Annotated in this window: 27 protein-coding genes and 1 riboswitch; of the genes, 7 read left to right on the top strand and 20 right to left on the bottom strand. The window is 29.6% G+C overall.

The features are described from left to right. The first annotated feature begins 118 nt into the window (after positions 1–118). The 3 genes from B2P65_RS12490 (at position 119) to B2P65_RS12480 (ending at position 2,806) form a co-directional block, all read left to right on the top strand. Positions 119–1,582, top strand: coding sequence for a UDP-N-acetylmuramoyl-L-alanyl-D-glutamate--2,6-diaminopimelate ligase (locus B2P65_RS12490; RefSeq protein ID WP_346848031.1), 1,464 nt, complete (start codon positions 119–121; stop codon positions 1,580–1,582). 109 nt (positions 1,583–1,691) lie between these two features. Continuing rightward, on the top strand, positions 1,692–2,483 hold the full coding sequence (locus tag B2P65_RS12485; RefSeq protein WP_346848030.1) for an SDR family NAD(P)-dependent oxidoreductase: 792 nt from the start codon (positions 1,692–1,694) through the stop codon (positions 2,481–2,483). Positions 2,484–2,500: 17 nt separating this feature from the next. Continuing rightward, complete coding sequence (locus B2P65_RS12480; protein WP_346848029.1) at positions 2,501–2,806, top strand: hypothetical protein; 306 nt, start codon at positions 2,501–2,503, stop codon at positions 2,804–2,806. 75 nt (positions 2,807–2,881) lie between these two features. Here the strand turns inward: B2P65_RS12480 and B2P65_RS12475 are convergent, their stop codons facing one another. Beyond that, positions 2,882–4,363 (bottom strand): nicotinate phosphoribosyltransferase, encoded by a 1,482-nt coding sequence (locus B2P65_RS12475; protein WP_346848028.1) that lies wholly within the window; start codon positions 4,361–4,363, stop codon positions 2,882–2,884. A 159-nt stretch (positions 4,364–4,522) separates the two neighbouring features. Next, on the bottom strand, positions 4,523–4,978 hold the full coding sequence (locus B2P65_RS12470; protein WP_346880241.1) for a hypothetical protein: 456 nt from the start codon (positions 4,976–4,978) through the stop codon (positions 4,523–4,525). Between the two features lie 355 nt (positions 4,979–5,333). Between B2P65_RS12470 and B2P65_RS12465 the strand changes: the two genes are divergently transcribed. Beyond that, on the top strand, positions 5,334–6,227 hold the full coding sequence (locus B2P65_RS12465; protein WP_346848026.1) for a D-alanine--D-alanine ligase: 894 nt from the start codon (positions 5,334–5,336) through the stop codon (positions 6,225–6,227). A 66-nt stretch (positions 6,228–6,293) separates the two neighbouring features. Here the strand turns inward: B2P65_RS12465 and B2P65_RS12460 are convergent, their stop codons facing one another. The 4 genes from B2P65_RS12460 to B2P65_RS12445 all read right to left on the bottom strand — a co-directional run bounded on the left by B2P65_RS12460 (position 6,294) and on the right by B2P65_RS12445 (position 9,402). Then, positions 6,294–6,983 carry a radical SAM protein gene (locus B2P65_RS12460; RefSeq protein ID WP_346848025.1) on the bottom strand — a complete coding sequence of 230 codons (690 nt, stop codon included), beginning with the start codon at positions 6,981–6,983 and terminating at the stop codon, positions 6,294–6,296. A gap of 1 nt (position 6,984) precedes the next feature. Then, positions 6,985–7,545 (bottom strand): ECF transporter S component, encoded by a 561-nt coding sequence (locus B2P65_RS12455; RefSeq protein WP_346848024.1) that lies wholly within the window; start codon positions 7,543–7,545, stop codon positions 6,985–6,987. Between the two features lie 19 nt (positions 7,546–7,564). Then, positions 7,565–8,545, bottom strand: a complete 981-nt coding sequence (locus B2P65_RS12450; RefSeq protein WP_346848023.1) for a nucleoside hydrolase — start codon at positions 8,543–8,545, stop codon at positions 7,565–7,567. Between the two features lie 116 nt (positions 8,546–8,661). Continuing rightward, positions 8,662–8,706: riboswitch (PreQ1 riboswitch) on the bottom strand. A 90-nt stretch (positions 8,707–8,796) separates the two neighbouring features. Then, positions 8,797–9,402, bottom strand: coding sequence for a DUF445 domain-containing protein (locus B2P65_RS12445; protein ID WP_346848022.1), 606 nt, complete (start codon positions 9,400–9,402; stop codon positions 8,797–8,799). A 220-nt stretch (positions 9,403–9,622) separates the two neighbouring features. Here B2P65_RS12445 and B2P65_RS12440 point away from each other — a divergent pair, with 220 nt between their 5' ends. Both B2P65_RS12440 and alr read left to right on the top strand, forming a co-directional pair. Further along, complete coding sequence (locus B2P65_RS12440; RefSeq protein ID WP_346848021.1) at positions 9,623–11,086, top strand: PLP-dependent aminotransferase family protein; 1,464 nt, start codon at positions 9,623–9,625, stop codon at positions 11,084–11,086. 150 nt (positions 11,087–11,236) lie between these two features. Beyond that, on the top strand, positions 11,237–12,397 hold the full coding sequence (alr, locus tag B2P65_RS12435) for an alanine racemase (protein ID WP_346880240.1): 1,161 nt from the start codon (positions 11,237–11,239) through the stop codon (positions 12,395–12,397). A 93-nt stretch (positions 12,398–12,490) separates the two neighbouring features. Here alr and B2P65_RS12430 read toward each other — a convergent pair whose 3' ends face one another. Continuing rightward, positions 12,491–13,084 carry a GNAT family N-acetyltransferase gene (locus B2P65_RS12430; protein ID WP_346848019.1) on the bottom strand — a complete coding sequence of 198 codons (594 nt, stop codon included), beginning with the start codon at positions 13,082–13,084 and terminating at the stop codon, positions 12,491–12,493. 686 nt (positions 13,085–13,770) lie between these two features. Here B2P65_RS12430 and B2P65_RS12425 point away from each other — a divergent pair. Beyond that, positions 13,771–15,318 carry an ABC-F family ATP-binding cassette domain-containing protein gene (locus B2P65_RS12425; RefSeq protein WP_346880239.1) on the top strand — a complete coding sequence of 516 codons (1,548 nt, stop codon included), beginning with the start codon at positions 13,771–13,773 and terminating at the stop codon, positions 15,316–15,318. 49 nt (positions 15,319–15,367) lie between these two features. Here the strand turns inward: B2P65_RS12425 and B2P65_RS12420 are convergent, their stop codons facing one another. From B2P65_RS12420 to B2P65_RS12360, 13 genes are all read right to left on the bottom strand, one after another. Next, positions 15,368–16,261, bottom strand: a complete 894-nt coding sequence (locus B2P65_RS12420; protein WP_346880238.1) for an AraC family transcriptional regulator — start codon at positions 16,259–16,261, stop codon at positions 15,368–15,370. 260 nt (positions 16,262–16,521) lie between these two features. Beyond that, the gene (gene hcp, locus B2P65_RS12415; protein ID WP_346880237.1) at positions 16,522–18,171 is read right to left on the bottom strand and encodes a hydroxylamine reductase; all 1,650 of its coding nucleotides are present in this window, start codon (positions 18,169–18,171) and stop codon (positions 16,522–16,524) included. Positions 18,172–18,372: 201 nt separating this feature from the next. Next, complete coding sequence (locus B2P65_RS12410; RefSeq protein WP_346880236.1) at positions 18,373–19,062, bottom strand: Crp/Fnr family transcriptional regulator; 690 nt, start codon at positions 19,060–19,062, stop codon at positions 18,373–18,375. A 144-nt stretch (positions 19,063–19,206) separates the two neighbouring features. Continuing rightward, positions 19,207–19,836, bottom strand: coding sequence for an NUDIX hydrolase (locus tag B2P65_RS12405; protein WP_346880235.1), 630 nt, complete (start codon positions 19,834–19,836; stop codon positions 19,207–19,209). Positions 19,837–19,893: 57 nt separating this feature from the next. Further along, positions 19,894–20,025 (bottom strand): hypothetical protein, encoded by a 132-nt coding sequence (locus tag B2P65_RS12400; RefSeq protein WP_346848013.1) that lies wholly within the window; start codon positions 20,023–20,025, stop codon positions 19,894–19,896. Between the two features lie 173 nt (positions 20,026–20,198). Continuing rightward, positions 20,199–20,387, bottom strand: coding sequence for a hypothetical protein (locus B2P65_RS12395; protein ID WP_346848012.1), 189 nt, complete (start codon positions 20,385–20,387; stop codon positions 20,199–20,201). A 24-nt stretch (positions 20,388–20,411) separates the two neighbouring features. Next, the gene (locus B2P65_RS12390) at positions 20,412–20,978 is read right to left on the bottom strand and encodes a hypothetical protein (RefSeq protein ID WP_346848011.1); all 567 of its coding nucleotides are present in this window, start codon (positions 20,976–20,978) and stop codon (positions 20,412–20,414) included. Positions 20,979–21,179: 201 nt separating this feature from the next. Then, positions 21,180–21,632: a peptide deformylase gene (gene def / locus B2P65_RS12385; protein ID WP_346848010.1), complete on the bottom strand. Its 453-nt coding sequence runs from the start codon at positions 21,630–21,632 to the stop codon at positions 21,180–21,182. Positions 21,633–21,637: 5 nt separating this feature from the next. Further along, positions 21,638–22,414, bottom strand: a complete 777-nt coding sequence (locus B2P65_RS12380) for a GNAT family N-acetyltransferase (RefSeq protein ID WP_346848009.1) — start codon at positions 22,412–22,414, stop codon at positions 21,638–21,640. Positions 22,415–22,455: 41 nt separating this feature from the next. After that, positions 22,456–23,376: an alpha/beta hydrolase gene (locus B2P65_RS12375; protein ID WP_346878768.1), complete on the bottom strand. Its 921-nt coding sequence runs from the start codon at positions 23,374–23,376 to the stop codon at positions 22,456–22,458. A gap of 10 nt (positions 23,377–23,386) precedes the next feature. Next, positions 23,387–24,058 (bottom strand): DUF6320 domain-containing protein, encoded by a 672-nt coding sequence (locus B2P65_RS12370; protein ID WP_035129438.1) that lies wholly within the window; start codon positions 24,056–24,058, stop codon positions 23,387–23,389. Beyond that, the gene (locus B2P65_RS12365; RefSeq protein WP_346880234.1) at positions 24,045–25,331 is read right to left on the bottom strand and encodes a hypothetical protein; all 1,287 of its coding nucleotides are present in this window, start codon (positions 25,329–25,331) and stop codon (positions 24,045–24,047) included. Before B2P65_RS12365 ends, B2P65_RS12370 begins: the two co-directional genes overlap by 14 nt. A gap of 238 nt (positions 25,332–25,569) precedes the next feature. Further along, the gene (locus B2P65_RS12360; protein WP_346848006.1) at positions 25,570–26,052 is read right to left on the bottom strand and encodes a DUF6241 domain-containing protein; all 483 of its coding nucleotides are present in this window, start codon (positions 26,050–26,052) and stop codon (positions 25,570–25,572) included. Between the last annotated feature and the right edge of the window lie 83 nt (positions 26,053–26,135).

The raw sequence follows: 26,135 nt of genomic DNA, 5'->3' as shown, positions 1-26,135 counted from the left end.
TAATAAGCACTTTTTGCATTATTTTAAGCAATATAAACACTATTTATAGGAAATCTACTCCGTATAATAAGAATATACGAGTTTATTTATGAGTTTATTTAATTGCGGAGGAATAATTATGAAGTTATATAAATTGCTTAATCAAATTAGTTACACCTTAATAAATGGATATGTGGATATAAACATCGAAAACGTAAGTTATGATTCTAGAGAGATAAAACCAAACTCTTTATTTATATGTATAAATGGTAATAATACTGATAGTCATAATATTATCGATGAAGCGGTTAAAAATGGTGCTATTGCCATATTAGTAGAGAAAGATATTACTTATTCAAATAATGATATAGTTATGATAAAAGTGAAAGATACTAGAATTTCTTTGGCTAATATATGTAATATATTTTATAAGGAGCCCTCAAAAGGAATAGAACTTGTAGGAGTAACAGGAACAAATGGGAAAACTACAATTACACATTATATTAAAGATGTATTAGAATCCACTGGAAAAACTGTAGGTGTCATCGGTACCTTAGGCTTCAAACTTACCAATCAAAAAGTAAATATTAGCAAAACTACTCCAACTACTCCTGAAGCTTTGGAACTTCAAAAAGCCTTTAGAGAATTTAAAGATAATAATGCTAAGAGTGTCATTATTGAAGTTACTTCTTCTGCTCTAGCAAAACACAGAGTAGATTTTTGTGATTTTGATATAGGAATATTTACTAACTTATCTCAAGATCATTTAGATGAACATGGTACCATGGAAGCATATAAAAGAGAAAAAATGAAGTTATTTTATAAATGTAAATTAGGAATTATTAATATTGATGACAATGTTTCAAAAGAAATAATAAAAGAAGTGCCATGTAAAATACTAACTTATGGAATAGAAAATTCAGCTGATATTCAAGCTACTGATGTAATATATAGAAGTAATTCTGTTAGTTTTAAAGTGAATTTTAAAAAAACTTGTAACGAAGTTAATGTAAAAATTCCCGGTAAATTTACCGTATACAATATATTAGCTACAATAGCTGCATGCTACTCCTTAGGAATGAGCATTGAGAACATTATAACACTACTCCCCAATATTAACCCTGTTCCTGGTAGAATTGAATTGATAAAAAACAACTTAAATAAAAATATAATAGTAGATTATGCTCATACTCCAGATGCTTTGGAGAAACTCCTCATTATGGCAAGGGAAATAACCTGTGGACGAATTATTACCGTCTTTGGTTGTGGCGGAGATAGAGATACAACCAAGCGTGGGATTATGGGTAAAATAGCTGGCTCTTTATCAGATTATTGTATAATTACTTCTGATAATCCTAGAACTGAAAATCCAAGATTAATCATCGATGATATAGAATTAGGAATGTTATCTACAATGACTCCTTATGAAAAAATTATTAATAGAAAAAATGCTATAGAAAAAGGATTAAAAATACTAAAAGATGATGATTTGCTTATAATTACTGGAAAAGGTCATGAAGACTATCAAATTATAGGTAAAAGAAAATTTCATTTCGATGATAGAGAAGTTGTTATAAATGCTATTAAAAACTTTTTAAAATAAGACAATATATTATTGATTAATGGCTTATGGATAAATTTCCATAAGTCATTATTTGTATAAGAAGAATTATAAGTGAAATAAAACACATACTAACCTAGAGGTGATAATATTGAAACACATATTAATAACTGGTTGTGGTTCTGGTCTTGGACGTAAAGCAGCTATAACCTTGGCCAGTAGAGGTCACTATGTTTATGCAACCACTCATACCGATGAACAGGCATACAAATTAAATATGTTAAATAGAAAATGGAAACTTCCCATTGAAAGCTTTAAGTTAGATGTATTATGTAAAGAGGATAGAGAAAAAGTAAGAAACTTACCTATAGACGTACTAATAAATAATGCTGCCATAGGAGATTCTGGCTCCGTAGCTGAGATAGATGTAAACAGATTTAGGGCTACTTTTGAAACCAATGTGTTTTGTCCTATAGAATTGACTCAGATTGTTTTAAAAGGAATGATAAAAAGAAGAAAGGGAAGAATTATATTTCTTTCTTCCTTAACTGGTCGCATGGCTATACCATTTTTATCTCCCTACTGTTCTACTAAATTCGCCCTTGAATCCATTGGGTATTGTTTAAATAAAGAACTTAAGGAACTTCCAAGAGTGAATATTCCTGTAATCTTAATTGAACCTGGTTCCTATGCTACAGGTTTCAATCAATTAAATATAGGTAAACAGTTTAATTGGATGAAGGTAAGCTCATACTTTAAAAATAGAATAAATAAATTACAGAGGAAACAATATCTATACTTTAAACTTACTGAATCATCTAATTTGGATAGCATAGTCATGAAATATGTATCTGCTACAGAAGAACCTCACCCTAAATTTAGATACATAGCTCCTTGTGTTCAGGGATGTGTTGTAAAAGCTAAAAACATATTAAAAAACTAATTATAAGGAGGCCCATAATGAATAGCAAATATAACAATAACTTTGAAGAAATTCTATTTAAGCCAAAAGATATTATTTCTTCTATGGATGATGATTTAGACTATGTAACTACTTTAAATAAAGATCTAGATCATATAAAAATTAATGATGATTTCTCCAACGAAGAACAGGTTAAGGATCAACATACAATTCAAACCCAAAACTCTAAAAATATACTAATAGATTCATTAGGTAAAACAGAAAAAGGTCAAGAAACCCTAAGTAATCTTAATAATAGAAAAGACTCTGTAAATCTAAATAGCTTACCTTTAATGAATAAATAAATGAAGCCATAAAATGACTATGTGACATTCATATCATATAGTCATTTTTATATTTATATGCTAATATTTAACTTTTTAAGGATGACTTTCTTCATTGGAATATTTATTAATTAAATCATATTTTAGTGTCCATAGTTCTTCAGATAAATCTACATAGTACTTATGAGGATTTTTAAGCCTCAAAGACTCCTCCCAGAGGGTTTCAACCTGTCCTTTGCAATACTCTCTAATTTCCTGAATACTAGGACATGAATACACACATTGCCCTTTATCAAAGATTTTCACTTGTAATTCTTTTACATAATAGTCTGTTAAAACAGTTTTCTTCCATGTATGAACAGGGTGGAAAAGAATATATGGCTTACTTTCATCTACAACTTCATTCCTTAAGGTAAGTAAATCACCTACTGCTTTATTAGTTTTCTTATGATAAAACCTATACAATTTTTTAAAACCAGGATTAGTTACCTTTTCTGGATTTTCACTTAATTTTATTTTAGACTCTAATTTGTTTTCATTTTCTATAGCTACTAACTTATATACTCCTCCAAATACAGGATTAGATTTAGAAGTTATTAGATTTTCTCCCACTCCAAAGATATCTATCTCAGCACCCTGTAGTAACAAGTCACTAATAAGGTATTCATCTAAGGAATTAGATGCAGTTATTTTACAATCTTCCATGCCAGCTTCATCTAACATTTTCCTAGCAGCCTTTGAAAGATATGCAATATCACCACTATCTAACCTAATTCCCTTTAATCTATTTCCTTCAGGCTCTAATATTTCCTTAGCAACTCTTATTGCGTTAGGCATACCACTTTTAAGAGTATTGTAGGTATCTACAAGAAGTACACTGGAAGTTGGATAAACTTCTGCATAAGCCTTGAAGGCTTCATATTCACTATGAAAGCTTTGAATCCAACTATGAGCCATGGTTCCTAGAGATGGAATTCCATATAATTCTTCTACCATTGTACATGCAGTTCCAAAACAACCTCCTATATAAGCAGCTCTTGCTCCTAATAATGCTCCATCATAACCTTGAGCTCTTCTAGAACCAAATTCTAAAACATTTCGCCCCTTAGATGCTCTAACAACTCTACTTGCTTTAGTAGCAATTAAACTTTGATGATTTATAGTTAAAAGTAGCATAGTTTCTATTAATTGACCTTGAGGAATTGGCCCTCTAACAGTTATTATAGGCTCATTTGGAAATACCACCGTGCCCTCTGGAATGGCCCATATATCACATTGAAATCTAAACTCTCTTAAATACGCCAAAAAATCTTCAGAAAATATTCCTCTTTCCCTTAAAAAGCTTATGTCTTCTTCAGTAAAACTTAAAGTATTTATATACTCTATAAATTGTTCTAATCCAGCAATTATTACATATCCCCCATCATCAGGTATTTTTCTAAAAAACATATCAAAATATGCTATTCTATCCTTCATCCCCTTCTTTAGATATCCATTCCCCATAGTCAATTGGTAAAAATCCGTTAACATGCTTAAATTTCTCTTTATATTTACGCAATCACATACTATAGTACTCATATGTTAACAAGCTTCCTTTCCTTAGTTTTCCTCTTAACCCTTATTAAATCAAAGACTTATAACTAAAAATAAATATATTATTCTTAGTTATTTCTTAATTCTTGGATTATTATACTAAGGACTATTCTAACAAATTCTTATTTATATTGCCCTAAAGCATTACCCATCTTTTAGTAATGCTTTAATCTTGTCCATACTAAAGTCTTCATCTACTATTTTATAATACTTTCTTTTTTGTCCTTTATAACTTATCATAATCTCTTTTTCATTAATCCAAGCTATATCAATTCTTATTGGACCTGTTGACCCCTCTTCCTTATATGATCCTATAATTGTCATCAAATATTCCATTCCATAATCACTACTTCTATTTTCCTTCATTTTCACACTCTTCATATAATCTATAAATTTCATTGTCTTTTCTTCTTTATATATATTCCATGATTCAGATGAATCAATTCCTCCTTTTATAGAAAAAAAGGTTACACTAGTACAATTATCCATGTTATACCTATTTATAACAAACTCTTCAAAAGTTCCCTGTTTAGGATAAATGATATATATTATCCCTATTGCTACTATGACTAATATTCCTATAAATATCTTTCTTTTCATTTCTCCTCCTATATAAAATATTGATATGCTTTAAACAATTATTTTACCTATCCATAGATAAATTTAGATGTAATTCATGTTTGCTATATAAATTGTTCATACATACACCAATGTCATCCATTATATTCCTATATTGAGAATAATTATACACCATGCGGTACTTATATTCCATATAATTTATAATATAATGTAAACTCATTTATGTACTAGCAATACAAATAAAATGACAATTTTAAAAATTAAGCTGCCTTCTTAAACCACCCTTATCTAAAATCCATTACTTAATGGTACTTTCTATTTTTTTTCATTGAAATATTATTATAGTATAAGAATATAAATTTGAGGAGATGTATATATGAGAGTTGGAGTATTAATGGGTGGAATTTCCTTTGAGCGAGAAATATCCCTTTTATCTGGAGAAGAAATAATTAAAAACCTAAATAGAGATAAATATGAAGTAATTCCTATGATTATAAACTCTAAAAACGAAGTTATAGATAAAATTCACGACTTAGATTTTGCTTTTTTAGCCTTTCATGGGGAATTTGGAGAAGATGGTGCTATTCAAAGTATCTTGGAAAGTGTAGGAATTCCCTACTCCGGAAGTAATCCTTTGACTAGTGCCCTTTGCATGAATAAAAAACAATGTAAGCGAATTCTTAAAGCTGAGGGTATTCCTATAGCAAAGGGAATTAATCTATACAAACATGAAGGTGTAAATTTAAAAAAGATAGAAGAATTAAAATACCCTATGATAGTTAAACCTAACAGTGGTGGTTCAAGTATTGGAATTTCTTTAGTTTATAGCCGAGAAGAACTGAGGAATGCTATTTTAGAAGGATTTAAGTATGGTGATGAAATAATTATAGAAGAATATATAAATGGTAGCGAGTACACCGTTCCCCTATTGAATGGTGACACATTACCTATTCTATCTATAATCCATAGAGGAACTTTCTTTGATTATGAATCTAAGTACAATGATACAGATACCTTAGAGGAAGTAGCTATTCTTTCAGAATCCCTTGAAAACGAAATCAATGAAATATCTAAAAAATGTTATAGAATCTTTGATTGTAAAGCCTACGCAAGAGTAGATATAATGGTGAGTAATTATAAACCCTATGTAATAGAACTAAACACTTTACCTGGTATGACCAAAAATTCTCTATTCCCCAAAAGTGCAAAAGCTGCTAACATGGAATATTCAACTTTACTAGATAAGATTATTGAATTTTCGTTAATATAATAATATACGAGGTGAGTGATTAGCTCATCTCGTATATTATATCTTTTAATAAGGCAATTCTTAAAATTAATCCCCTACTCCAAAATCTGTATTTTCAAATAACACTTCAATTTTACTAACATCCTTAAGGAAATTATATTCCTTTTCAAACCAACTTATTAATTCTTCATCTCTCTTAATATCCGTAGTATTTTCTGTAAATATATTTATTGTTCCATAATGAAAATGACTTAATACTATATCAATATCTTTTTTAATCATTTCTTTACTTTGGCCTTTTATTCCTACCATTAAGCATACTGAACTAAAATACTTTCTAACTTCATTATAGTCTTTAAATCTAGCATTTTTATTTAACACTAAATTTCTAAAATTACTATCAAAACTTTCAACTCCAATTTTAAAAATAACTTCAATTCCAAAGAAATCTCTCATTTCTTGTAATCTACTTCTATAGCACCAATGGCTTTCTAAGAACATCTTTTTTATATTCTTTTCTATTACTATTTTTCTAATGCTTTCCAAGGTTTCAATAGGTAATTCAAAGCAACTTCCTGAATTAATCACTTCTAAGGTACCATATGTTCCTTTTACTTCCTTTAACACCTTTTTATTTATATCATTGATTTCTGAAGAGTTTGTTGAATTATCCTCTATATAATCACAAAATGTACACTTCCCCCAAACACATGGAAAGGCCTTTAGTAATACTATTTCTCTTCTATTCTTCCCTGTTATTATATTATATCTATCCATACTATTCATCCCCAACAATATTACTTTTAATATCTAATGGTAACATTTTAATAATTGTAAAAACTAATCCAAAGCCCACAGCTTTATCTAATAAATCTGTAAAAATCTGAGTAGAAAAAACTGCTGTAATAATACTAATTCCAGAGTTTTTAAGTATTGCAACTAAAATACTTGAACCTGAGGAAGTTACACCTTGAAAAACAAAGGAAGCAATAACTGCTGCTGTTGCTGATCCTAAAACTGTAACTAGTAATATCCTTAAAATCAACTTTAAAACTCCAACCTTCTTACCTCTAAATAACATTCCTGTACATATCCCCACTACTAATTGCACTGGTAAAAAATAAAATGAAATAGGATCAAAGGTTATACCATTAATAATTGATGATAATCCTCCAACCACAGCTCCACTTACTGGTCCAAATAATATTGAAACTAAAATAGTTCCTATAGTATCTAGGTAAATTGGAAGTTTTAATGATAATGCTATAAATCCTCCTACTAAGTTTATAGCTACTGCTAAACCCATAAAAATAATTCTCTTATTCTTTTTACTATCCATATTTCTAACCTTCCTCCTCTTAACTTAGTCCATATTTAGAATTATTTAAAACTGCTATTATATCTTCTTTATTTTTGGGAAAAATTCTTGTTAGAAACATTTCCATAAATCCTTTTGAATTTACTTCTGTTAACACTAGACAATTTGGTTTTTCTCTATAAAAATCCCCTTCATCCACCAGTGTCATTCCTATGGCTTTTCCCTCTGTAACTATATCTACAAAATATTCCTTTCCAGAGCATAATTCAGGATTAATAAAATATGCCACTGCTAGTGGATCATTAATTACACATCCTAAGGTTCTTTCTTGGTTCCAATGAAAGTCAACATAAAATTTAGTTATCTTTACAATTAACTCTCCAAGAGGTTCATTAAACTGTCTTATCATCTCAATATAATTGGGAGTTAAAACACATTGTCTAGTAACATCTAATCCCACCATGGTAATCTTCCTTTTTAATTCCTTAAAGACTTTTTCTACACCATGAGGGTCAACCCAGAAATTAAACTCTGCTACTTGAGAACAATTCCCAAAGCTCTTAAAAGCTCCTCCCATAAGAACTAACTCCTTCATCTTTCTTGTAACTTCACAATCTTTTTCTAAAGCTTTTGCTATATTAGTTAAAGGACCCAATGCGATAATTGTGATATTCTCTGATTTTAACTCATCTAGAATAAAATTTACGGCACCTTCTTTATAGGTTACCTCCTCTACCCTTGGTAAGAAACTTTCTCCAAGTCCATCACTTCCATGGGTATCCTCTGCAGTAATTAATTTTCTTTCCATAGGTTCGCATTCCCCAAGATACACTGGTATATCTAACCTATTCAGTTCTTTAAGAATTTTTAATGCATTTTCTGCCCCTTTTTTTCCATGGACGTTCCCCGATACTATAGTTATTCCTTTAACATCTATCTCCTCTGATTTTAGTGCAAGGATTATAGCCAATGAATCATCAATTCCTGGATCACAATCTATTATTACTTTTCTCTTGTCCATTTTTTCTCTTCCTTTCTTAATGAAACCACAAAAAATGCCTTGAGCTCCATCCCAAGGCATAAAAAATACAACCTAAAAAAGGTCGCACTAAGGGTATAGCACGACCATATAAGTCTTATTCCCTAGTTTTTTATAGAGGGATGGTTACGAACCTCTCCCACAGAATTCTGTGGATTTTTTATTAAATTCTTAATTTAACATATCATATTTTATACTTCATATCAACCGCTTATCTATAATTATGTATATTCTTATTTAAAGAGCATAACCACTAATCCTTGAACTATACCTATTGCAGCTCCTAAGATAAAGCCCAAAACTTCAATATGTTTTAATTCCTTTTTAGCTACATTTATAATAATTCTTTCAAGTTCTTGTAAATCCAACTCATTTATTTTTTCTTCAACCATTTCTTTAATATCTACTTTATCTTTGATATGATTAACAGCTTCACTTTCCATTTCCTTTAAAGCCTCATCAACTTCTTCCTCTATAATGTTATTAATTGGTCCTTGAACCATGATCCTAAAGGGTGCTGGCACAAAATCCATCTTTCCTGCCACTAAATTTCTTATTTTATTTTTAACTAACTGACTAAATATAACCTTATCCTCTTCTGTGATTGCATTTTTTATTATATCATCAATTGACAATAATTCCTTTGCCACCACTTCTCCAATATTTTGTGCTATTTCATTTTTTCTCTTTGGAATTAATCCTACTATCTCTAAATTTATTAATGGGATTTTAATTGGATTAATTGGTCTAAACATAAGCTTTATAGCTAATATGTTTGTTACCCATCCAATAACCCCTCCTACTACTGCTAATAAAAATACAATAACTAAACTATTCATGATGTCCTCCTAAGTATTTCAAAATTTCTATTAATATTCTACAACAATTATTCTTGTTTTTCTATTGAAACTAACTTATTTTTCTAATAAACTATTTTTAAGTGATTCTTTTGTTTGGTTTTGTAAAGATAACCAATGCAAACTTGAATCTTTTTTACTTTGCATTCTTATGATAACTTTTATAAGAATACAATTAATAAAAAAATAGGTGGTGTTAAATATGATATTTTCTACTCTAATTATAAATAAGGATGAACCTATTTATATGCAACTAGAGACACATATCATTAATGGAATAAAAAAGGGTGAATTAAAAAAAGATAGTAAACTACCTTCCACAAGAGAAGCAAGTAAGCTTTTAAACATAAGTAGGAATTCTGTCATTGCTGCCTATGAAGAACTGGAAAGCAAAGGAATAATAACTACTAAGAGGGGTGTTGGTACCTTTATTTTAATGGAGACTGAAAACACCTGTGAAGAATATAATATTAATTTTATGAATATGATTAACAATTATGCTGATACCCTTAGAAATCTTGATATTATTAAAAGTGAACTTCCCTATAAAAACAATACGATTTCCTTTAAATCTATTGCTCCTGAACCTAGTCTCTTTAATATGGATGACTTTAAAAGAGCTCTCTTAGATGCTTGGACTTATGAGGAAGAAAACCTATTAAACTATGGATATGCTAAGGGATATGCCCCTTTAATCCAATATTTTCTTCAGTATATGGAGGAAAAAAGAGTTAATACTGAAGGTAGAGATATATTAATCACTAACGGTTTTACTGAAGCCTTTGATATTATTATAGGTTCTTTAACTAAAAAAGGAGATATAATCCTTTGTGAAGAACCTACCCATAATACAGCATTAAAAATTATGAAATCCCATGAAATTGAAGTTATCCAGGTAAAAATGAATGAAGAAGGTATGGATTTAGAAGATTTACAAATGAAGCTTGAAAAGTATAATCCTAAATTTGGATATATAATCCCTTCTTATAATAATCCTACAGGTATTGTAACCAAAACCAAACGAAGAAAAGAAATTTATAATCTTTTTAGACAGTACTCTGTACCTATAATTGAAGATGGATTTAATGAAGAGCTTCTATACTCTAGCTCTCCCATCGATCCCATAGCATCATTAAGTGGCATGGGTAATAGTATAATCTATATTGGCAGTCTTTCTAAAATACTCTTTCCAGGCCTTAGAATTGGATGGATTTTAGCAAGTAAAGATTTAATTGATGTTTTAGAAAGTGTAAAAAGAGGTAGAACCATTCACTGTTCTTTCCTTGATCAAGCTTCCTTTTACTATTACTTAAAAAGTGGAGCCTTTAGTAGGTATGTAAAAAATGTAAGAAAATATTATAGAGATAAGTATAATCTGGTTATGGAAATGATAAATGAATACATCCCTTATGAATATGTTACTGGAGAAGGTGGCCTTCATATATTTATTAAGCTTAAAAATAATATAGATGCAAGACAACTTCTAGATATATGTTATAAGGATAATGTGCTATTTATGCCTGGTGATATCTTTTATATAAATAGTGGCAAAGGCAAGGACTGCTTTAGAATAGGCTTTGGTAGAGTAAGTGATGAAGATATCAAAGTAGGAATAAAAATAATTGGTGATAATATAAAAAAGCTAAGTAAACCACCTTATCAATAAATCCTGTACTAACTGGTTCTTGTGATTTAATGTAATTATACTAAAATAATAGTATAAGGTAAGTTTCACTTGATATAACGAAGTAAATTCTTAATGAATATAACTAAAATAGCTTACTAGAAATAATGAAAGAAATTACGAGGTGTAACAATGGAAAAAATAATGAGACCTGTATGGGCTGAGATAAATTTAGATACAATAGCCACTAACACAAAAAATATAAAAAAATTAATTGGAGATAAAGAACTCATTGCTATCGTAAAAGCAGATTGCTATGGACATGGAGCTGTAGATGTTCTTCCTACACTTCTAGAAAGTGGAGCCTCTAGACTCGCTGTAGCAATGCTGACAGAAGCCATAGAGCTTAGAGAAAATAATATTAATGCTCCTATAGTAATTTTAGGCTATACTCCTTTATACTTAGGCGAAGAGCTAATAAATTATGATATTGAGCAAACAGTATATGATTTAGATTATGCAAAGGAACTATCAAAAATAGCCATAAGCCTTAATAAAAAAGCTAAAATCCATATTGCCATAGATACTGGTATGGGTAGAATAGGATTTCTCCCTGGTGATGATACCGTTAAAACTATAAATGAAGTTTATAACTTAGAAGGTTTAGAGGTGATTGGAATATATTCTCACTTCTCCACCTCTGATGAAAAAGACAAAACCTATGCCAATGAACAACTTTTTAAATTTAAAAAGGTTATGGGGGATTTAAAAGCTATTGGAATTGAAATTCCATTAAAACATATTTCTAATAGTGGAGCAATTATAGATATGCCTGAAACTTATTTAAATGGCGTGAGACCAGGTATTATACTTTATGGTTATTACCCTTCTAACGAAGTTTCTAAGGATAACATTTCAGTAAAACCAGCTCTAACTTTGAAAGCAAAGATAGCTCATGTAAAAGAATTGTATAAGGATATGTATATAAGTTATGGTAAAACCTTTAAAACTAATAAAAAAACTATTGTAGCTACACTACCAATAGGCTATGGAGATGGTTATCCTAGAGCATTAAGTGAAAATGCTAAGGTAATTGTTAATGGTAAATTTGCTAGTATTCTAGGTAGAATTTGTATGGATCAGTGTATGATTGATGTAACAGACATAGAAAATGTAAAAACTGGTGATGAAGTTATTATTTTAGGTGAAGAAGGAGACTTAAAATTTAACGCTGATGATATGGCAAAAGCCTTAGGCACAATAAACTACGAAATTCTTTGCAGAATTAAATCCAGAATTCCTAGAGTATATATTAAGAATAAAGAAGTATTTAAAGTTAGAAATACCATATAATGAAAAAAGCCTTGTCATTTAGAAATGACAAGACTTTTTTCATAGGTAATATATATCATGGACATTTAGTCCTTATAATTTACATATATAACTTTAAACCATTTTTACCATTCTATATAAATATTGAGAAAAGTACTTTTCTTCTTTTTCAAATTTATAATCTAAGTTTTCATAGAACTTTCTTACTTTCTCATCCTTAGCTAGCAGTGAACAACCTTTATATCCTTCTTCTTTAGCTACCCTTTCTGCTAGCTTCATTAGCTCTTTTCCTATTCCAAGACCTCTAACTTCTTTAGTCGTAGCTAAATTTGCTATATACAGTTCTCTATCTCCACCCTCTTTTAAGTACATTCCTAAAATAAGGTCCTTTATAAATTTTACTTTTCCTTTAATTCCTTTTATCATATGAAGTAATTTAAAACTAGTTTTTATATCTAAATCAGATATTTCTTCACTGTTCAAAAGAATTATAGCTCCACAGGTATTTTCATTTAATTCTGCTACCTTTATATTTAAATAGGAATATCTAGATTCCTTACTTAATACTAACCATTGAATCCTATTCAAAATATCCTCTTTAGTACCCTGGCCCCAAACATGATCTGGAATTTCCTCAGTATCATATATAAGACCAGCGATAATGGGGGCATCCACCTCCGTTGCATCTCTTAATGTTAAGTTTTTCATAATTATCCCTCTTTCATGAAATTTTCATTTAAATTTCTTAATCCTATTATATTATGATTAGGGAAATTAATTAAGGCTTTAGATCCGCAGTATTTCGTACTTTTATGCTATTATTGAATTCTTACTAATTTATACAATTGTCCTGTTAGTACTTATTAACGCTTACAATAAGTATTATCCATAAGATCTGCTACCTACTTTATCTCTCACTTACAAACTCTTTACTAGCATTAGTATAAGGAGTATGTTTAAAATCAAAAGTAACTTTATTACTGTATTTACTTTTTCAGCTACTATGGTATAATATTTATGTATATATGTAATAATAAATATATTGAATATTATTATATTTAAAATAAATTAATGCAAAGAAAGAGGTTGAGTCGAATTGTGTAAAATGGTAGTTCTTGTAAGTGTTTTAGGTTAATAACGGGATAACTGCGCCCTTTTTTACCTAAACATTTGAATAGAATTATCTTTTACAGGATAAGACTCTTTTTTAATACTCTAAATCATATAAAATTTAAATTAGTATCACTACACTATTATTTTGTTATAGCTAATATGAGATCTAATTTTTCACTCTACTATGATTTAGAATATAATTTTCACTGCATTAATTTGCATGAAATTTAAGGAAAGAGCAAAGCCTCTTTCCTTTTTTTATTTTACGGAGGTATAAAGACATGAGTATATTAAATATTGAAAATCTAAGCTTTAGTTTTGGAGATAAAACTATTTTTAAAAATATGTCCCTTAGATTACTAAAAGGCGAACACGCTGGTCTTGTTGGAGTTAATGGTGCTGGTAAGACTACCCTGTTTAACATCTTAACTGAAAAATTAATCTGCGATGAAGGTACTTTTACTAAAGCTTCTTCCTGTAAGATTGGATATCTTAAACAAAATTCTGATATAAACGAAAATTTAACCATAAAAGAAATCTTAAGGGAATCCTATAGAAATCTTTATGAATTAGAAGAAAAGCTCTTAGCCATAAGTAATAAATTAGCTACCGGGGATGTAGATGACTATGATAAATTAATCAATAAATTAGGTCATCTTCAAGATAGACTGGATTCTAGTGAATTTTATAATATTGAAAAGCATATTGAAACTATGTGTAAAGGGCTTGGTATAACTGTCCTTGGTATGGATACTCCCTTTAAAAATTTAAGTGGAGGTCAGAAAACTAAGGTTATGTTAGCAAAACTGCTTCTTGAAGCTCCTGATATATTACTTTTAGATGAGCCTACTAACTATCTAGATAAAGAGCATATAGAGTGGTTATGTAAATATCTACATGACTATAAAAATGCTTTTGTGGTCATATCCCACGACACTAGCTTTTTAAACAAAATTACAAATGTAATTTTCAATCTAGAGTTTTCCTCTATAAAAAGGTATATGGGAAATTATGATAACTTCTTAAAACTACAAGATGAGGAAAGAAAAAGATATATAGCTGAATATACTGCTCAACAAAAGGAAATTCAAAAGCTTCAGAACTTTATTGATAAAAATAAAGTTCGAGCTTCTACTGCAAAAATGGCTAAAGGTAGACAAAAGGCTCTTGATAAAATTGAAAAACTAGAAAAACCAAAAATAATTTCACCTAAACCTAGTTTTTCCTTTAATTTTAAAAGAACCTCTGCTTCCCTTGTGATGAAAAGCTCTAGTCTAACCATTGGCTATAGCTATCCACTTATAAAAAATCTTGATCTTACTTTAAAAAGAGGTGAAAAAATTGCCATTACAGGTTGTAATGGCATAGGTAAATCCACATTTTTAAAGACCATAATGGGAGTAATACCTCCAATAGATGGTGATATAAAGCTTGGAGATTATCTGTACCCAGCTTACTTTGAGCAACAGGTTCATGGTTCAGACCATACTCCTCTTGAGGAAGTTTGGGATTCTTTTCCTAAAAAATCTCAGAGTGAAATAAGAGCAGCCCTTGGTCGTTGTGGTATTAAAAATGAGCATATGAACCAAAAACTAAAAACTTTAAGTGGCGGAGAACAATCAAAGGTTAGACTTTGCAAACTTACCTTAACTCCAACAAATTGGCTTTTACTTGATGAGCCAACTAACCATTTAGATGCTATCTCTAAGGCTGAACTAAAAAAAGCTCTTATTGATTTTAAGGGTACTCTCCTTTTAGTTTGCCATGAAGTTGATTTCTATAAAGATTTAGCAACTCAGATATGGAATATGGAAGAACTTTTAGTATAATAAATAAGGATCAGCTATAAATTTATAGCTGATCCTTATTTATATATCCTTATTCAGTTTTAGACTCTACTCTAATCCAAGATTCACAATAGCCTTTACCACTCTCTTTTTCATAATACATTTCTAAATCATAACCTTCTAATTTATTATAAGTTGATGTAGGTAGCCATTCAGTGTGTGCCCTCTTATTTAAATCTTGAAAAGCAGTACTAATATCATCAATATCATATTCCTCTGAAGTAAAAATCGCCCACGTGGCTGATGGAATCTCTACTATTTTATAACCTGTGGTATCACTTTTATCACTCTTTAAAGCACATATCATATATGGGAAAGTAGTTCCACCAGTTTTCCTATAATCGCATATTGCATTTACTGGACATAACTCTCCTTGATTGTTTAAGTTACCTGTAGATTCAGCTAATTTGTCACATTCCCCATTACTTAATACCTCATCCCAAAACTTTGGTATCTCTCTCAAATTCTCATCATAATTCATGTCAAATATTCTTTCAATGCCATAAACTTGAAAAGCTTCTCTTGTTTCAATTCTATACTTCATTTCACTTACTCCTTTAATAGAAATTTGAAAGGATATACGTGGGTAAGCCTTTAGACTAATTCCCTTACTTCTTGCTGCTGTAGGAGTAATTCCATGCAAATTTTGAAATGCACGAGTAAAAGCTTCTGGTGATTCATATCCATATTTTAGTGCAATATCTATAACCTTCATAGAGCTGTTTTGCAATTCAAAAGCTGACATAGTCATCCTCCTACGTCTAACATACTCTACCATTGAAATATCAGTAATAAAAGAAAACATTCTTTGAAAGTGATGCACTGAATATCCAATTTCATTAGCTACTTTCTCATAGTCAATTTTATTTGTTAGATTAGTTTCAATATATTCAATGGCTCTATTCATTTTGTCTAAAAGTTCCATATCTATCCCTCCTTTAATAAAAGTATATCAAGTTATATTACATTGAGCCTTGCAGTTCTTGTCCTCTTCTGCAAGATTATTTAACTTAAATTATATATTACACTAGAATATATTTCTATATTATTATTTCATTCATATAGATTAACTTATATACAAAAATAAAGGTATTAACTTAATATATAAAGTCAATACCCTTATTTTTAATGATATATTTATAAGTTTAGGATAAATATATTAGGGGTTAATCAGGGGTAAATATATTATCCTAAAAACATTTCTAAATCTTCATCCACAGTTCCTATGCCTGCAATCCCAAAAGTTTCTACTAATACTTTTGCTACATTTGGTGATAAGAATCCTGGAAGTGTTGGTCCTAGATGAATATTTTTTACTCCTAAATAAAGTAATGCTAGAAGTACTATTACAGCTTTTTGCTCATACCACGCTATGTTATAAGCTATAGGAAGTTTATTTACATCATTTAGTTCAAATATTTCTTTTAATTTTAAAGCTATTACAGCTAATGAGTAAGAATCATTACACTGTCCTGCATCTAAAACCCTTGGAATTCCACCTATATCGCCAAGGTTTAATTTATTGTAACGATATTTAGCACATCCCGCAGTTAATATTACTGTATCTTTTGGTAATTTTTCTGCAAACTCTGTATAATAATTTCTTGATTTCATTCTTCCATCACAACCAGCCATAACAAAGAACTTCTTAATAGCACCAGATTTAACAGCTTCTACTACCTTATCTGCTAAAGCAAATACTTGTGCATGAGCAAAACCGCCTACAATTTTACCCTTTTCAATTTCTTTAGGTGATGGTAATTTTTTAGCATGTTCTATAATTTCACTAAAGTCTTTAGCTTTTCCATCTTCTCTATCTTTAATATATTTAAATCCTGAATATCCAGTAGCACCTGTAGTATAAACTCTATCTGCATAACTTTCCTTTGGTGGTACTATACAATTTGTTGTAAATAGTATTGGCCCATTAAAAGGTTCAAATTCTTCATTTTGTTTCCACCAAGCATTACCATAGTTACCTACAAAATTAGAATATTTCTTAAAGAATGGATAATAGTGAGCTGGTAACATTTCACCATGAGTATAAACATCTACTCCTGTATCTTTTGTTTGTTCTAAAAGCTCTTCTAAATCCTTTAAATCATGTCCTGATATCAATATAGCAGGATTATTTCTAACTCCTATATTTACTTCAGTAATTTCTGGATTTCCATAAGTACCTGTATTGGCAGCATCTAGCATTGCCATAGTATCCACACCAAATTTACCTGTTTCTAAAGTAAGGGCAACTAGTTCATCTGCACTTAATGTATTATCTAATGTAGCTACTAATGCCTTTACCATAAAATCATAAACTTCTTCATTTTCTTTTCCTAAATTTAATGCATGTTCAGCATATGCTGCCATACCTTTTACACCATAAATAATTAATTCTCTAAGAGAACGTACATCTTCATTTTCAGTAGCTAATATTCCAACTTCAATAGCCTTTGATTTTTCTAAAAGTTCTAAATCACCTTCTACTACAAAAGTAGCAGCATCATGTAATTCTCCTAAATTTATTCCTTTATCCAGTAATTCTTTCTTAACTTCTTCTCTAAGTTCTATAGCTTCCTTTATTTTTTCAACAAATGCAGAATCATCAAAATTAGCATTTGTAATAGTCATAAATAGTCCACTTACTATAAAATGATTAGCCTTAGGAAATCTTATACCTATCTCTAATCCTTTTTGTTGAAAAATAGCAATTCCCTTTAGTGAATAAATCATTAGATCTTGTAAGTTAGCAACCTTATCTGTCTTTCCACATACACCTCTTATTGTACAGCCTGTACCTTTTGCAGTTTCTTGACATTGATAACAAAACATACTCATTTAAAAACCTCCTTTTAAATTTTGTTTTAATTGGTTTTTTTAATCTATATTAATATAATATGTAATTTCACACTTAATTTCGGTATCTCAGGATACCATTGTTAGATATTTGTAAATTTTATGATTATTTATAGATTTATCAAAAGAGGCTTTCTCAAAATAGATTTTTCTATTTTGAGAAAGCCTCTCTTGAATAACTCGCTATCCTAGACATTCTCTTAAACTTTTTAGATCAATTATTCTAAAGGAGCTTCTGTGAAAATCTATAATTCCTTCTTCCTTCATATTTATTAATTCTCTTGAAAGGGAAGGTCTAGATACAAGTATATATTCAGCTAATTCATTTCTCTTTAAAGGTATATCAAAGGTAAGACTGTTATTAATACTATATTGCTGAATCAAGTATGTGCTAATTTTTTTTCTTATACTTTTTAATGAAAGAATTTCTACCTTTTCATTTAAACTAAGAGCTTTTTTAGCTACTATTTGTAACATATTCTGTATTAAATTTTTATGTCCTTCACAGGCTTTATTGCATACTCCTACAATCTTATCTGGGTGCAAAAATAGGATAGTACAATCAGTATATGCCTCTACAGTTGAAAGCCATCCATCCTTAGAAAAAGCATCTATCTCTCCAAATAAATCTCCTCTTTTTACTCTTGACATCATAACTCTATCCCCATCTAAAGTTTCCTTACTAACACTTACTTCACCCTCCAAAACTACTCCTATCCCAGTTAATTTGTCTTTTTCAATAGTTATTATATCTCTTTTTTTATAGGTTTTTATGCTAGACTTTAAACAGCTTAATACACTTTTAAGTTCTTCTTTTTCAATATCTTTAAATAATTCAATGGTCATTAACTGATTAATCCATTTTTCATCCATAAGACTTCACCATTCCTTACTTATCCTTTATTTCTTCATTTTGTAATATAATATCACATGGCACTATAAATTGCTGTAATAAGTGTTACAAACAAAGATTATTTCCTCATTTGCTTAACAATTTTAAAATATAAGTGTATTAGTTTACCTAAGAATATTTAACTTGTTAATAGCTAAATTAATCATTTTTTCATGGTCAAAAGCTAATAAGTCTGTATTTTCCATTGAAGGTTTTATATATACTTCTCTGCTTCTACCACTTCCTTTTTTAACACTCTTTTCTAATACTAAATATTCTATTTTTATTTTTCTTTCTTCATTATAAAAAATTAGTCTGTAGGTACCTTCTTCCTGACTAGAGTATAATAAGTTTTTTTCAACTCTAAACCAAGCCACCTCTGCTGCATCATCTCCAGCCTTAGGTTTTAATTTATCATAATCTACTAATGCAACATATGAAACACTTATAATCCTATCTCGTGGGTCTCTTCCTACGTCTCCAAAGGTATATAGTTGCTCTAGATAAACATCATCCACATTAGTTTCTTCTTTCAATTCCCTAAGAGCTGCCGCCTCTATATCTTCATCCATATTCACAAACCCTCCAGGAATTGCCCACTTACCTATACAAGGGTGATCTTTTCTCTTCACTAGCAATATTTGTAGTTGATTTTTTTCTTCATGCACCTTTTTCTCAGTAAATATTAAAGTATCCACCGTCACTGCAGGTTTCTTATATTTCTCAGGATTATACCTTTCTAAAAATTTTTCCAAGGTCTCACCTCTAGAATTTACTTTTTCTCTATGAATTGTCATAATTTATTTTTAGGCTCATTGCCTAAAAGTCACCACCTTTAATTGTTCAATTTCTTTTACATAACGATACTCTTTTAGCTCCTTACCAATATTAATTTCTCCTAGTATTTTTGCATCATCAATAGTAGCATAGCGTATATTATACATAAATATTCTCCTAACTATTTAAAATTTCTACTATTTAACTATGAAACTAGTTAAATAGGTAAATAGTTAAATAGTTGTTCTATTCATGCGGGTTTCAGGAATTTTGCTATATAAAAGCACCTGTACTAAAGATTCATTAATTTTGAAAATAAGCCTTATCTATAATTTTCTTCTTAAAATATGTCAAATATCATTTCCTTGAAATCCACATTTTCTATAATAAGATTTACAATTTCATTATTATTAACTTTAATTTCCTTTTTAAAATCAGAAGTCATCTTTATGGTTTTCCATAACGCCGTTGGCTGAAGTGAGCAGGGATTTTCTAAGTACTTTTCTCTTAAAACAACTTCAAAATTCAAATTAAAAACCTCCCAATGTAATTATCACTTTAAACCCACCTTTAAATCATAAATAAAAGCCTTAGCAAACTCTTGTTGCTCCCGATAGATCTTTTTTGCTTTTGGCAAATAACAAGTACCCTTACCAAGTATATTATCTTCTATATATTTAATCGTTTCTTCTAATGTTTGTCCTCTAACTGACCCTGTTATAAGTGATTTAACAATTAAATATGTTTTTCCACCTTCTATCATGTGTGCATCATGAAGAATTTTTCCTTCTATAGTGATAGCTTCCTCATCCTTTTGTGATTCTATTGAAGCATTAATAATTTTCTTTATCATACTCTGAGACATATTCTGTGACTGTAACCATTGAATTATATTTTTCTCACTATTATATATAAAGCCATGAAAGTATGCACCATATAATAAAATATCCATATCAACTTTATAATCAATGCTCTTCACTAATCTTTCAACATATTTTAGAACTCTTTCAATATGTGATAAGCCATGCATTATATCTTTATTTTTATAATAAGGAGCAACAAACTCTATTAACTTTTCTTTACTTATCATTTCATTCTGTATATTTTGCTCATCCACCATTAAGTACCTCTCTTTACCATAAAACATCTATTTAATTATATATCATAATAAAATATATTGTTATAATATTCTTTATTTTACATAAATTAATTTGCACATTCAACGCATTCAAGGCTATTATAATTTTTATATAACATAATTTAAAAAAGCATCCTATATTATTCTTTAAATAGTATAGGATACTTTTATTTTAAAAGATAATTACCTAATGTATTCTGTTACAAGATCCGTAAAGAGTATTCCATCTAAGTGATCAATCTCATGACAGAAACATTTTGCTAAGTCACCTGTACCGGTAAATGTAACCTCCTCACCATTTTCATCTAAGGCTTGCACTATAACCTTTGCTGGTCTTTTTAGTTTTCCCCAAGTATCTGGTATACTTAAGCAACCCTCTACCACATTTTGTTCCCCTTCTTTGTAGATTATCTTTGGATTAACTAATTTTATCAATCCTTGTCCCATATCCATTACAACTAATCTTTTTAATATTCCTATCTGTGGAGCAGCTAAGCCACCACCATTTTCTGTATTGTACATAGTATCTGCCATATCATTTAAGATTAATCTAATTCTATCATCTACCTTTTCAACCACTTTGCTTTTTTTTCTTAATATCTCATCATTTGAAAGTCTAATTTTTCTTAATGCCATTTATTCTATACCTCTACTTTACTGTAATCTTGATTTTCTTCTAATATTTTAATAAATTTTTTCTCACTTAAGATATCATTTGTAATAAATTCTCCATTATAAAATAAACTATAGGTAGTAAATGGTGTTGGTGAATTTTGAGCTTCTTCTTTAGTTTCATATTTCTTAACCTGCATATTAATATTCATACTTTTAGCAATTTCCTCAACAAGAGGCACATACTTAGCTGTAAAAGGACATTGATTACTATAATAAAGTACAAATCCCATTTCATCTATTTTACCTTCCTTTGCACATGACTTAAATGAAGGTTTACTTTCTCCATCTTTAAAAGGTAAATATAACAGTTCATAATAAGGCTCTGCTCTATCTGCAATTAAGAACCCCTTATGAATCAGATATTTTTTATCTGTTAAATAGGATCTTTTTTTATCTGAAGATAGGATTACTAATCCCTTTTTTCCTTTGTTTTTACTATATATAATACATTCATTTAATAATTTATTCGAAATCCCTTGACCCTTATATTGACCAGATACCCAAAGACAATTAATGAACATGTACTCTTCTGCAATAATAGGACACCAAGCTTTCTCTGCAGGTATATACTCAATAAAAACTTTACCTCTTACATCACCTTTTTTGAATACCAATCCATCAGCGAACCTAGCCTTCATCCATGCTTTCTTCGATGACACTTGGCATTCACCTTTCTTATCAGCAATAGCACAGCAAATATGTTCCTTTTCAATATTTTCATTGTTTACAGTAATAATATTCAATGATTTATTCCCCTTCCCCAAAATAGTTAAATCTATTATCACTATTTAGTTTTCCAAATTTTATTTATAAAAGTTCCAACTTCCTTCCATGCCGCTTTACTTTCCGGAATTAAATCTCCTGCCATTTGAAACACATGAAACATACCTTCATAAACAGACAATTTAACTTTAACCTTTTCATTTCTTGCCTTCTCTGCCACGGTAAGAGTATCACTTAAAAGTACTTCATGGGTTCCCACTTGCATAAGCATTGGCGGAAATCCTGTAAAATCTCCATATACTGGTGATATATATGGGTTATGAGGATCATTATCTCCTAAATATGCTGAATCATATAGCATATTGTTTGTAGTCTTACCAAAAAGAGGATCAAGCTCATAATTTTCTATATAACTTGTACCACTATGAGTCAAATCATTCCAAGGTGACATAACTACAATTCCTGCCGGAAGGGAAATTTCATTATCCCTTAGGTAAAGACACAGTGCTAATGCTAATCCTCCTCCAGCAGAATCTCCTACTACCATGATTTTCTTTGATTCAAAATTTTTTTCTTCTATAAGCCACTGATAAGCAGCTATTGCATCTTCTAATGCTGCCGGAAATGGATTCTCTGGAGCTACTCTATAATCAATAGTTAAAACTTCTGTATTTTTACCTAGTTCTGAATAATTTACTGCAAATCTTCTATACACATTTTTCATGGGACCAATGTAGCCTCCACCATGAAGTTGCAGAATTACTTTTCCGTTAGATTTTTCTTCTGGCTTTAAGTATTCCATAACAAAATTATCTAACTCTATTTTTTCATATAAATATCCATTAGGACACTTCCAAGGTGGTTCTACAGGATGCTTTCTAAATTTTCCTGTTTGAATTGGTTCCCCCAAGGAAGTATCTGTAATATTATTAATTAATTCTCTAACTAAATTTCCACGAATACTAATCTTTTTCTCTTTCATCTTCTGTCTCCTAGGTATTAAATCTGCGAATTAATTCATTTTTTACGCTTCTATCCCCAAAAACTATGGTACCAATTAAAATAAGAATTGAAATTCCACTAGTTAAAATAGCTAAAAACGGTCTATCTATTAATTTTACCCAAAATAGTATCAAAGGAATAAAGCTAAAAATAGTAATAGCAATTTGATACATAAAATAACTTTGCCAATTCATGGGATTAACTATCATAAGAAGCACAATTGCTAAATTAGCAAATAGTATCATTGCAGGGACTGCATAGTTCACAGACCATCCAATGTATCCTGTAACATTATCAATGACTACAACTAGTATTCCAGCTCCTATGGTTTGAACTAATATTTTAGAAGCCAAATTAGCATTATTCATAATGGAATAGGTAACTGTAACTCCAAAATATATAATTCCAACCACCGCAATTAAAGACCATATAACTCCTGAGTAGGTAATATAATTAATAAAACCTAAAACTACAGAAACTACAGTTAATATAAACAAAAAAATTCTTTTTATTTTGTTATATTTACCTATATCAAACTCAACATTAGGATACATTCTTGTGGATTCTTCATTCATTTCATCATACTCTAATACTCTCCTGCATAGAGGGCAAGTATGGGTTTCATCCAATATGTTTACTTGACATCTTCTACACCTTTTCATTTAATACACCATTACTTTCTATTGTTACACCAATTCCTTCTTTAGTTAAAGCTCTAAAGAAAGCTCTTTGCAAATATGTATCTCCTAACACTGAAGAAAAAGTCACTACCACTTTATCTTTATAAGAGCATACTCCACACTTCATTTTTTGTTTTTTAGATACACCTATAATAAAATGAAAGTTCTCTATGTACTCCTCAAATTCTGGGAGAACCTTTATATATCCTAAGTTAGATAGAGTCATAGTATTTCCCCTACTTATTCTTCCGTAAACTAACTGTAATGCAATATACTTAAGGACTAGTGGAGCAAATCTAACTAAAGTTTTTTTCTCGTTGGATACATTATAAGAAATAGTTTCTTCTAGCTTCTCTTTAGTTATATTTTCATCCATCTGCTTATTTACCATAAAAAGAATATCCTCAAAACTATGCTCTTTTCCATCAGATAAAATTTCTATGGCTGTTACAGCAAAGAAGTTCATAGTAGTTGTAGAATCAAAGAAAGATCTAAGATTAATAGGTAAATTAATTGATATAGGGTCTTCATGTTTTTGCTTATTTAAGTATTCCTCATAAATACACCATATCAATAACGCCAATAAGTATCTAGTTATACTTACTCCTTTTTCTTTACATTTTGATTTAAGTCCTGCTAGGTCAACATAACCATGAATAACACTTACTGTATCTAGATATAGTACTTCTCCCTTTAACTGATAAGCCTTTTTAGTACTATAAGGTTTCTTAGCTAACCTCTTATAATTTTTTAAATAACTATCCTCAGTATCAAGTATACATTCACTACTGGGTCTCCTTGTAACTTTTTTAGAGGAATCCTTGATTTTAAGTAGTTCTACATAGTGATAAGTAAGTTCCTTTAAAAAGTTAATAGCACCCATTCCATCTGTAATGGCATGAAAAACCTCTAAGTTAATTCTTTTTTCATAGTAAGATACACGAAATAAAAATTGCTGATTACTATGTGGGTCTATATACTTACATGGGTAAGTAGCTTCTTTTTCTACTATGGGCATTTTTTTATTAGTTTCAAAGTAATACCAAAAAAAACCTCTTCTAAGCCTTACGTTAAATCCATCAAACCATGGAAGTACCTCTTCTAATGCTTGCTGTAAAATTTCTGGTACTACATCTCCCTTCAAAGTGACAGACACTCTAAATACATTACTTAAGTTTTCATTAGCAATGACAGGAAATATTTTTGCTGTATTATCTAATCGTCTCCACTTTGTTTGATGACTTTTTTTATTCATTTATCTTCACTCTTTCTTAACTATTGTTAATATAATAATTCCTAATTACTAATTATTATATCAAATTTAATCTATACTTTCATTAGCTTGCATCTAGCTAATAACTTTTATAAATATTTTATATGAAATTAACATAAAATTTAATCTAAATATATAATTAAAATTCTAATCTGCCTTTGTATTCTAGCCATATTAGTGAAAAAATATTAAACGGTATAGAATAAAAATTCTATACCTTTTAATCAGCTTTTATACCTACAGCTCGTCCTATAGTTCCACCTAACTTTTCCCATACATAATTATGATCCTTATCTGCCTGAGAGAAATCTCCTTTTTCCCATCTATTTAAAATATCTAACAGTTTTTCTCTATCCTCATAATCTATCTTTTCTACAATACTTTTTAAATTTTGAATTTCTTCTTTTTCCATGGATAATTCTCCCCAAATTTTATTATTCTCTGCAATTATCTTAGTATTAGCCATTCTATGCATTATATCATAAACATCTGCTTCTGGATAATAATCTGCTGGCTTCAATTCCTTAGAATCTTCTTTTGATATCTCTTCATTAATTGATTTTATTTCCTGTTGATTTTCTTTAGCTGTTAACTTTCCTGACTTTCTATCCATTAGATAATTTACCCCAAATACAGCAGCTATTATTACAAGAATTACTATAATAAAAATGATAACTGACTTTTTTCTAAAAAAACCCTTCATCCACTTACCCCCTTTTATCTTATATGTAAATAATTGTATCAATAACTCCATATACTTTTCAATGATTTTATAAAAAAAGCCTT

Origin of the sequence: Clostridium sp. UBA3061, assembly GCF_002367465.1 — a bacterium.
Classification (GTDB): domain Bacteria; phylum Bacillota; class Clostridia; order Clostridiales; family Clostridiaceae; genus Clostridium_J; species Clostridium_J sulfidigenes.
This window is presented reverse-complemented; position numbering and strand designations above follow the sequence as displayed.

Excerpts from the sequence above, each read along its gene's own strand:
- B2P65_RS12490 (WP_346848031.1), top strand. The coding sequence starts at position 119 with ATGAAGTTATATAAATTGCTTAATCAAATTAGTTACACCTTAATAAAT.
- B2P65_RS12480 (WP_346848029.1), top strand. The coding sequence starts at position 2,501 with ATGAATAGCAAATATAACAATAACTTTGAAGAAATTCTATTTAAGCCA.
- B2P65_RS12475 (WP_346848028.1), bottom strand. The coding sequence starts at position 4,363 with ATGAGTACTATAGTATGTGATTGCGTAAATATAAAGAGAAATTTAAGC.
- B2P65_RS12470 (WP_346880241.1), bottom strand. The coding sequence starts at position 4,978 with ATGAAAAGAAAGATATTTATAGGAATATTAGTCATAGTAGCAATAGGG.
- B2P65_RS12465 (WP_346848026.1), top strand. The coding sequence starts at position 5,334 with ATGAGAGTTGGAGTATTAATGGGTGGAATTTCCTTTGAGCGAGAAATA.
- B2P65_RS12460 (WP_346848025.1), bottom strand. The coding sequence starts at position 6,983 with ATGGATAGATATAATATAATAACAGGGAAGAATAGAAGAGAAATAGTA.
- B2P65_RS12455 (WP_346848024.1), bottom strand. The coding sequence starts at position 7,545 with ATGGATAGTAAAAAGAATAAGAGAATTATTTTTATGGGTTTAGCAGTA.
- B2P65_RS12450 (WP_346848023.1), bottom strand. The coding sequence starts at position 8,545 with ATGGACAAGAGAAAAGTAATAATAGATTGTGATCCAGGAATTGATGAT.
- B2P65_RS12445 (WP_346848022.1), bottom strand. The coding sequence starts at position 9,402 with ATGAATAGTTTAGTTATTGTATTTTTATTAGCAGTAGTAGGAGGGGTT.
- B2P65_RS12440 (WP_346848021.1), top strand. The coding sequence starts at position 9,623 with ATGATATTTTCTACTCTAATTATAAATAAGGATGAACCTATTTATATG.
- alr (WP_346880240.1), top strand. The coding sequence starts at position 11,237 with ATGGAAAAAATAATGAGACCTGTATGGGCTGAGATAAATTTAGATACA.
- B2P65_RS12430 (WP_346848019.1), bottom strand. The coding sequence starts at position 13,084 with ATGAAAAACTTAACATTAAGAGATGCAACGGAGGTGGATGCCCCCATT.
- B2P65_RS12425 (WP_346880239.1), top strand. The coding sequence starts at position 13,771 with ATGAGTATATTAAATATTGAAAATCTAAGCTTTAGTTTTGGAGATAAA.
- B2P65_RS12420 (WP_346880238.1), bottom strand. The coding sequence starts at position 16,261 with ATGGAACTTTTAGACAAAATGAATAGAGCCATTGAATATATTGAAACT.
- hcp (WP_346880237.1), bottom strand. The coding sequence starts at position 18,171 with ATGAGTATGTTTTGTTATCAATGTCAAGAAACTGCAAAAGGTACAGGC.
- B2P65_RS12410 (WP_346880236.1), bottom strand. The coding sequence starts at position 19,062 with ATGGATGAAAAATGGATTAATCAGTTAATGACCATTGAATTATTTAAA.
- B2P65_RS12400 (WP_346848013.1), bottom strand. The coding sequence starts at position 20,025 with ATGTATAATATACGCTATGCTACTATTGATGATGCAAAAATACTAGGA.
- B2P65_RS12390 (WP_346848011.1), bottom strand. The coding sequence starts at position 20,978 with ATGGTGGATGAGCAAAATATACAGAATGAAATGATAAGTAAAGAAAAG.
- def (WP_346848010.1), bottom strand. The coding sequence starts at position 21,632 with ATGGCATTAAGAAAAATTAGACTTTCAAATGATGAGATATTAAGAAAA.
- B2P65_RS12375 (WP_346878768.1), bottom strand. The coding sequence starts at position 23,376 with ATGAAAGAGAAAAAGATTAGTATTCGTGGAAATTTAGTTAGAGAATTA.
- B2P65_RS12370 (WP_035129438.1), bottom strand. The coding sequence starts at position 24,058 with ATGAAAAGGTGTAGAAGATGTCAAGTAAACATATTGGATGAAACCCAT.
- B2P65_RS12365 (WP_346880234.1), bottom strand. The coding sequence starts at position 25,331 with ATGAATAAAAAAAGTCATCAAACAAAGTGGAGACGATTAGATAATACA.
- B2P65_RS12360 (WP_346848006.1), bottom strand. The coding sequence starts at position 26,052 with ATGAAGGGTTTTTTTAGAAAAAAGTCAGTTATCATTTTTATTATAGTA.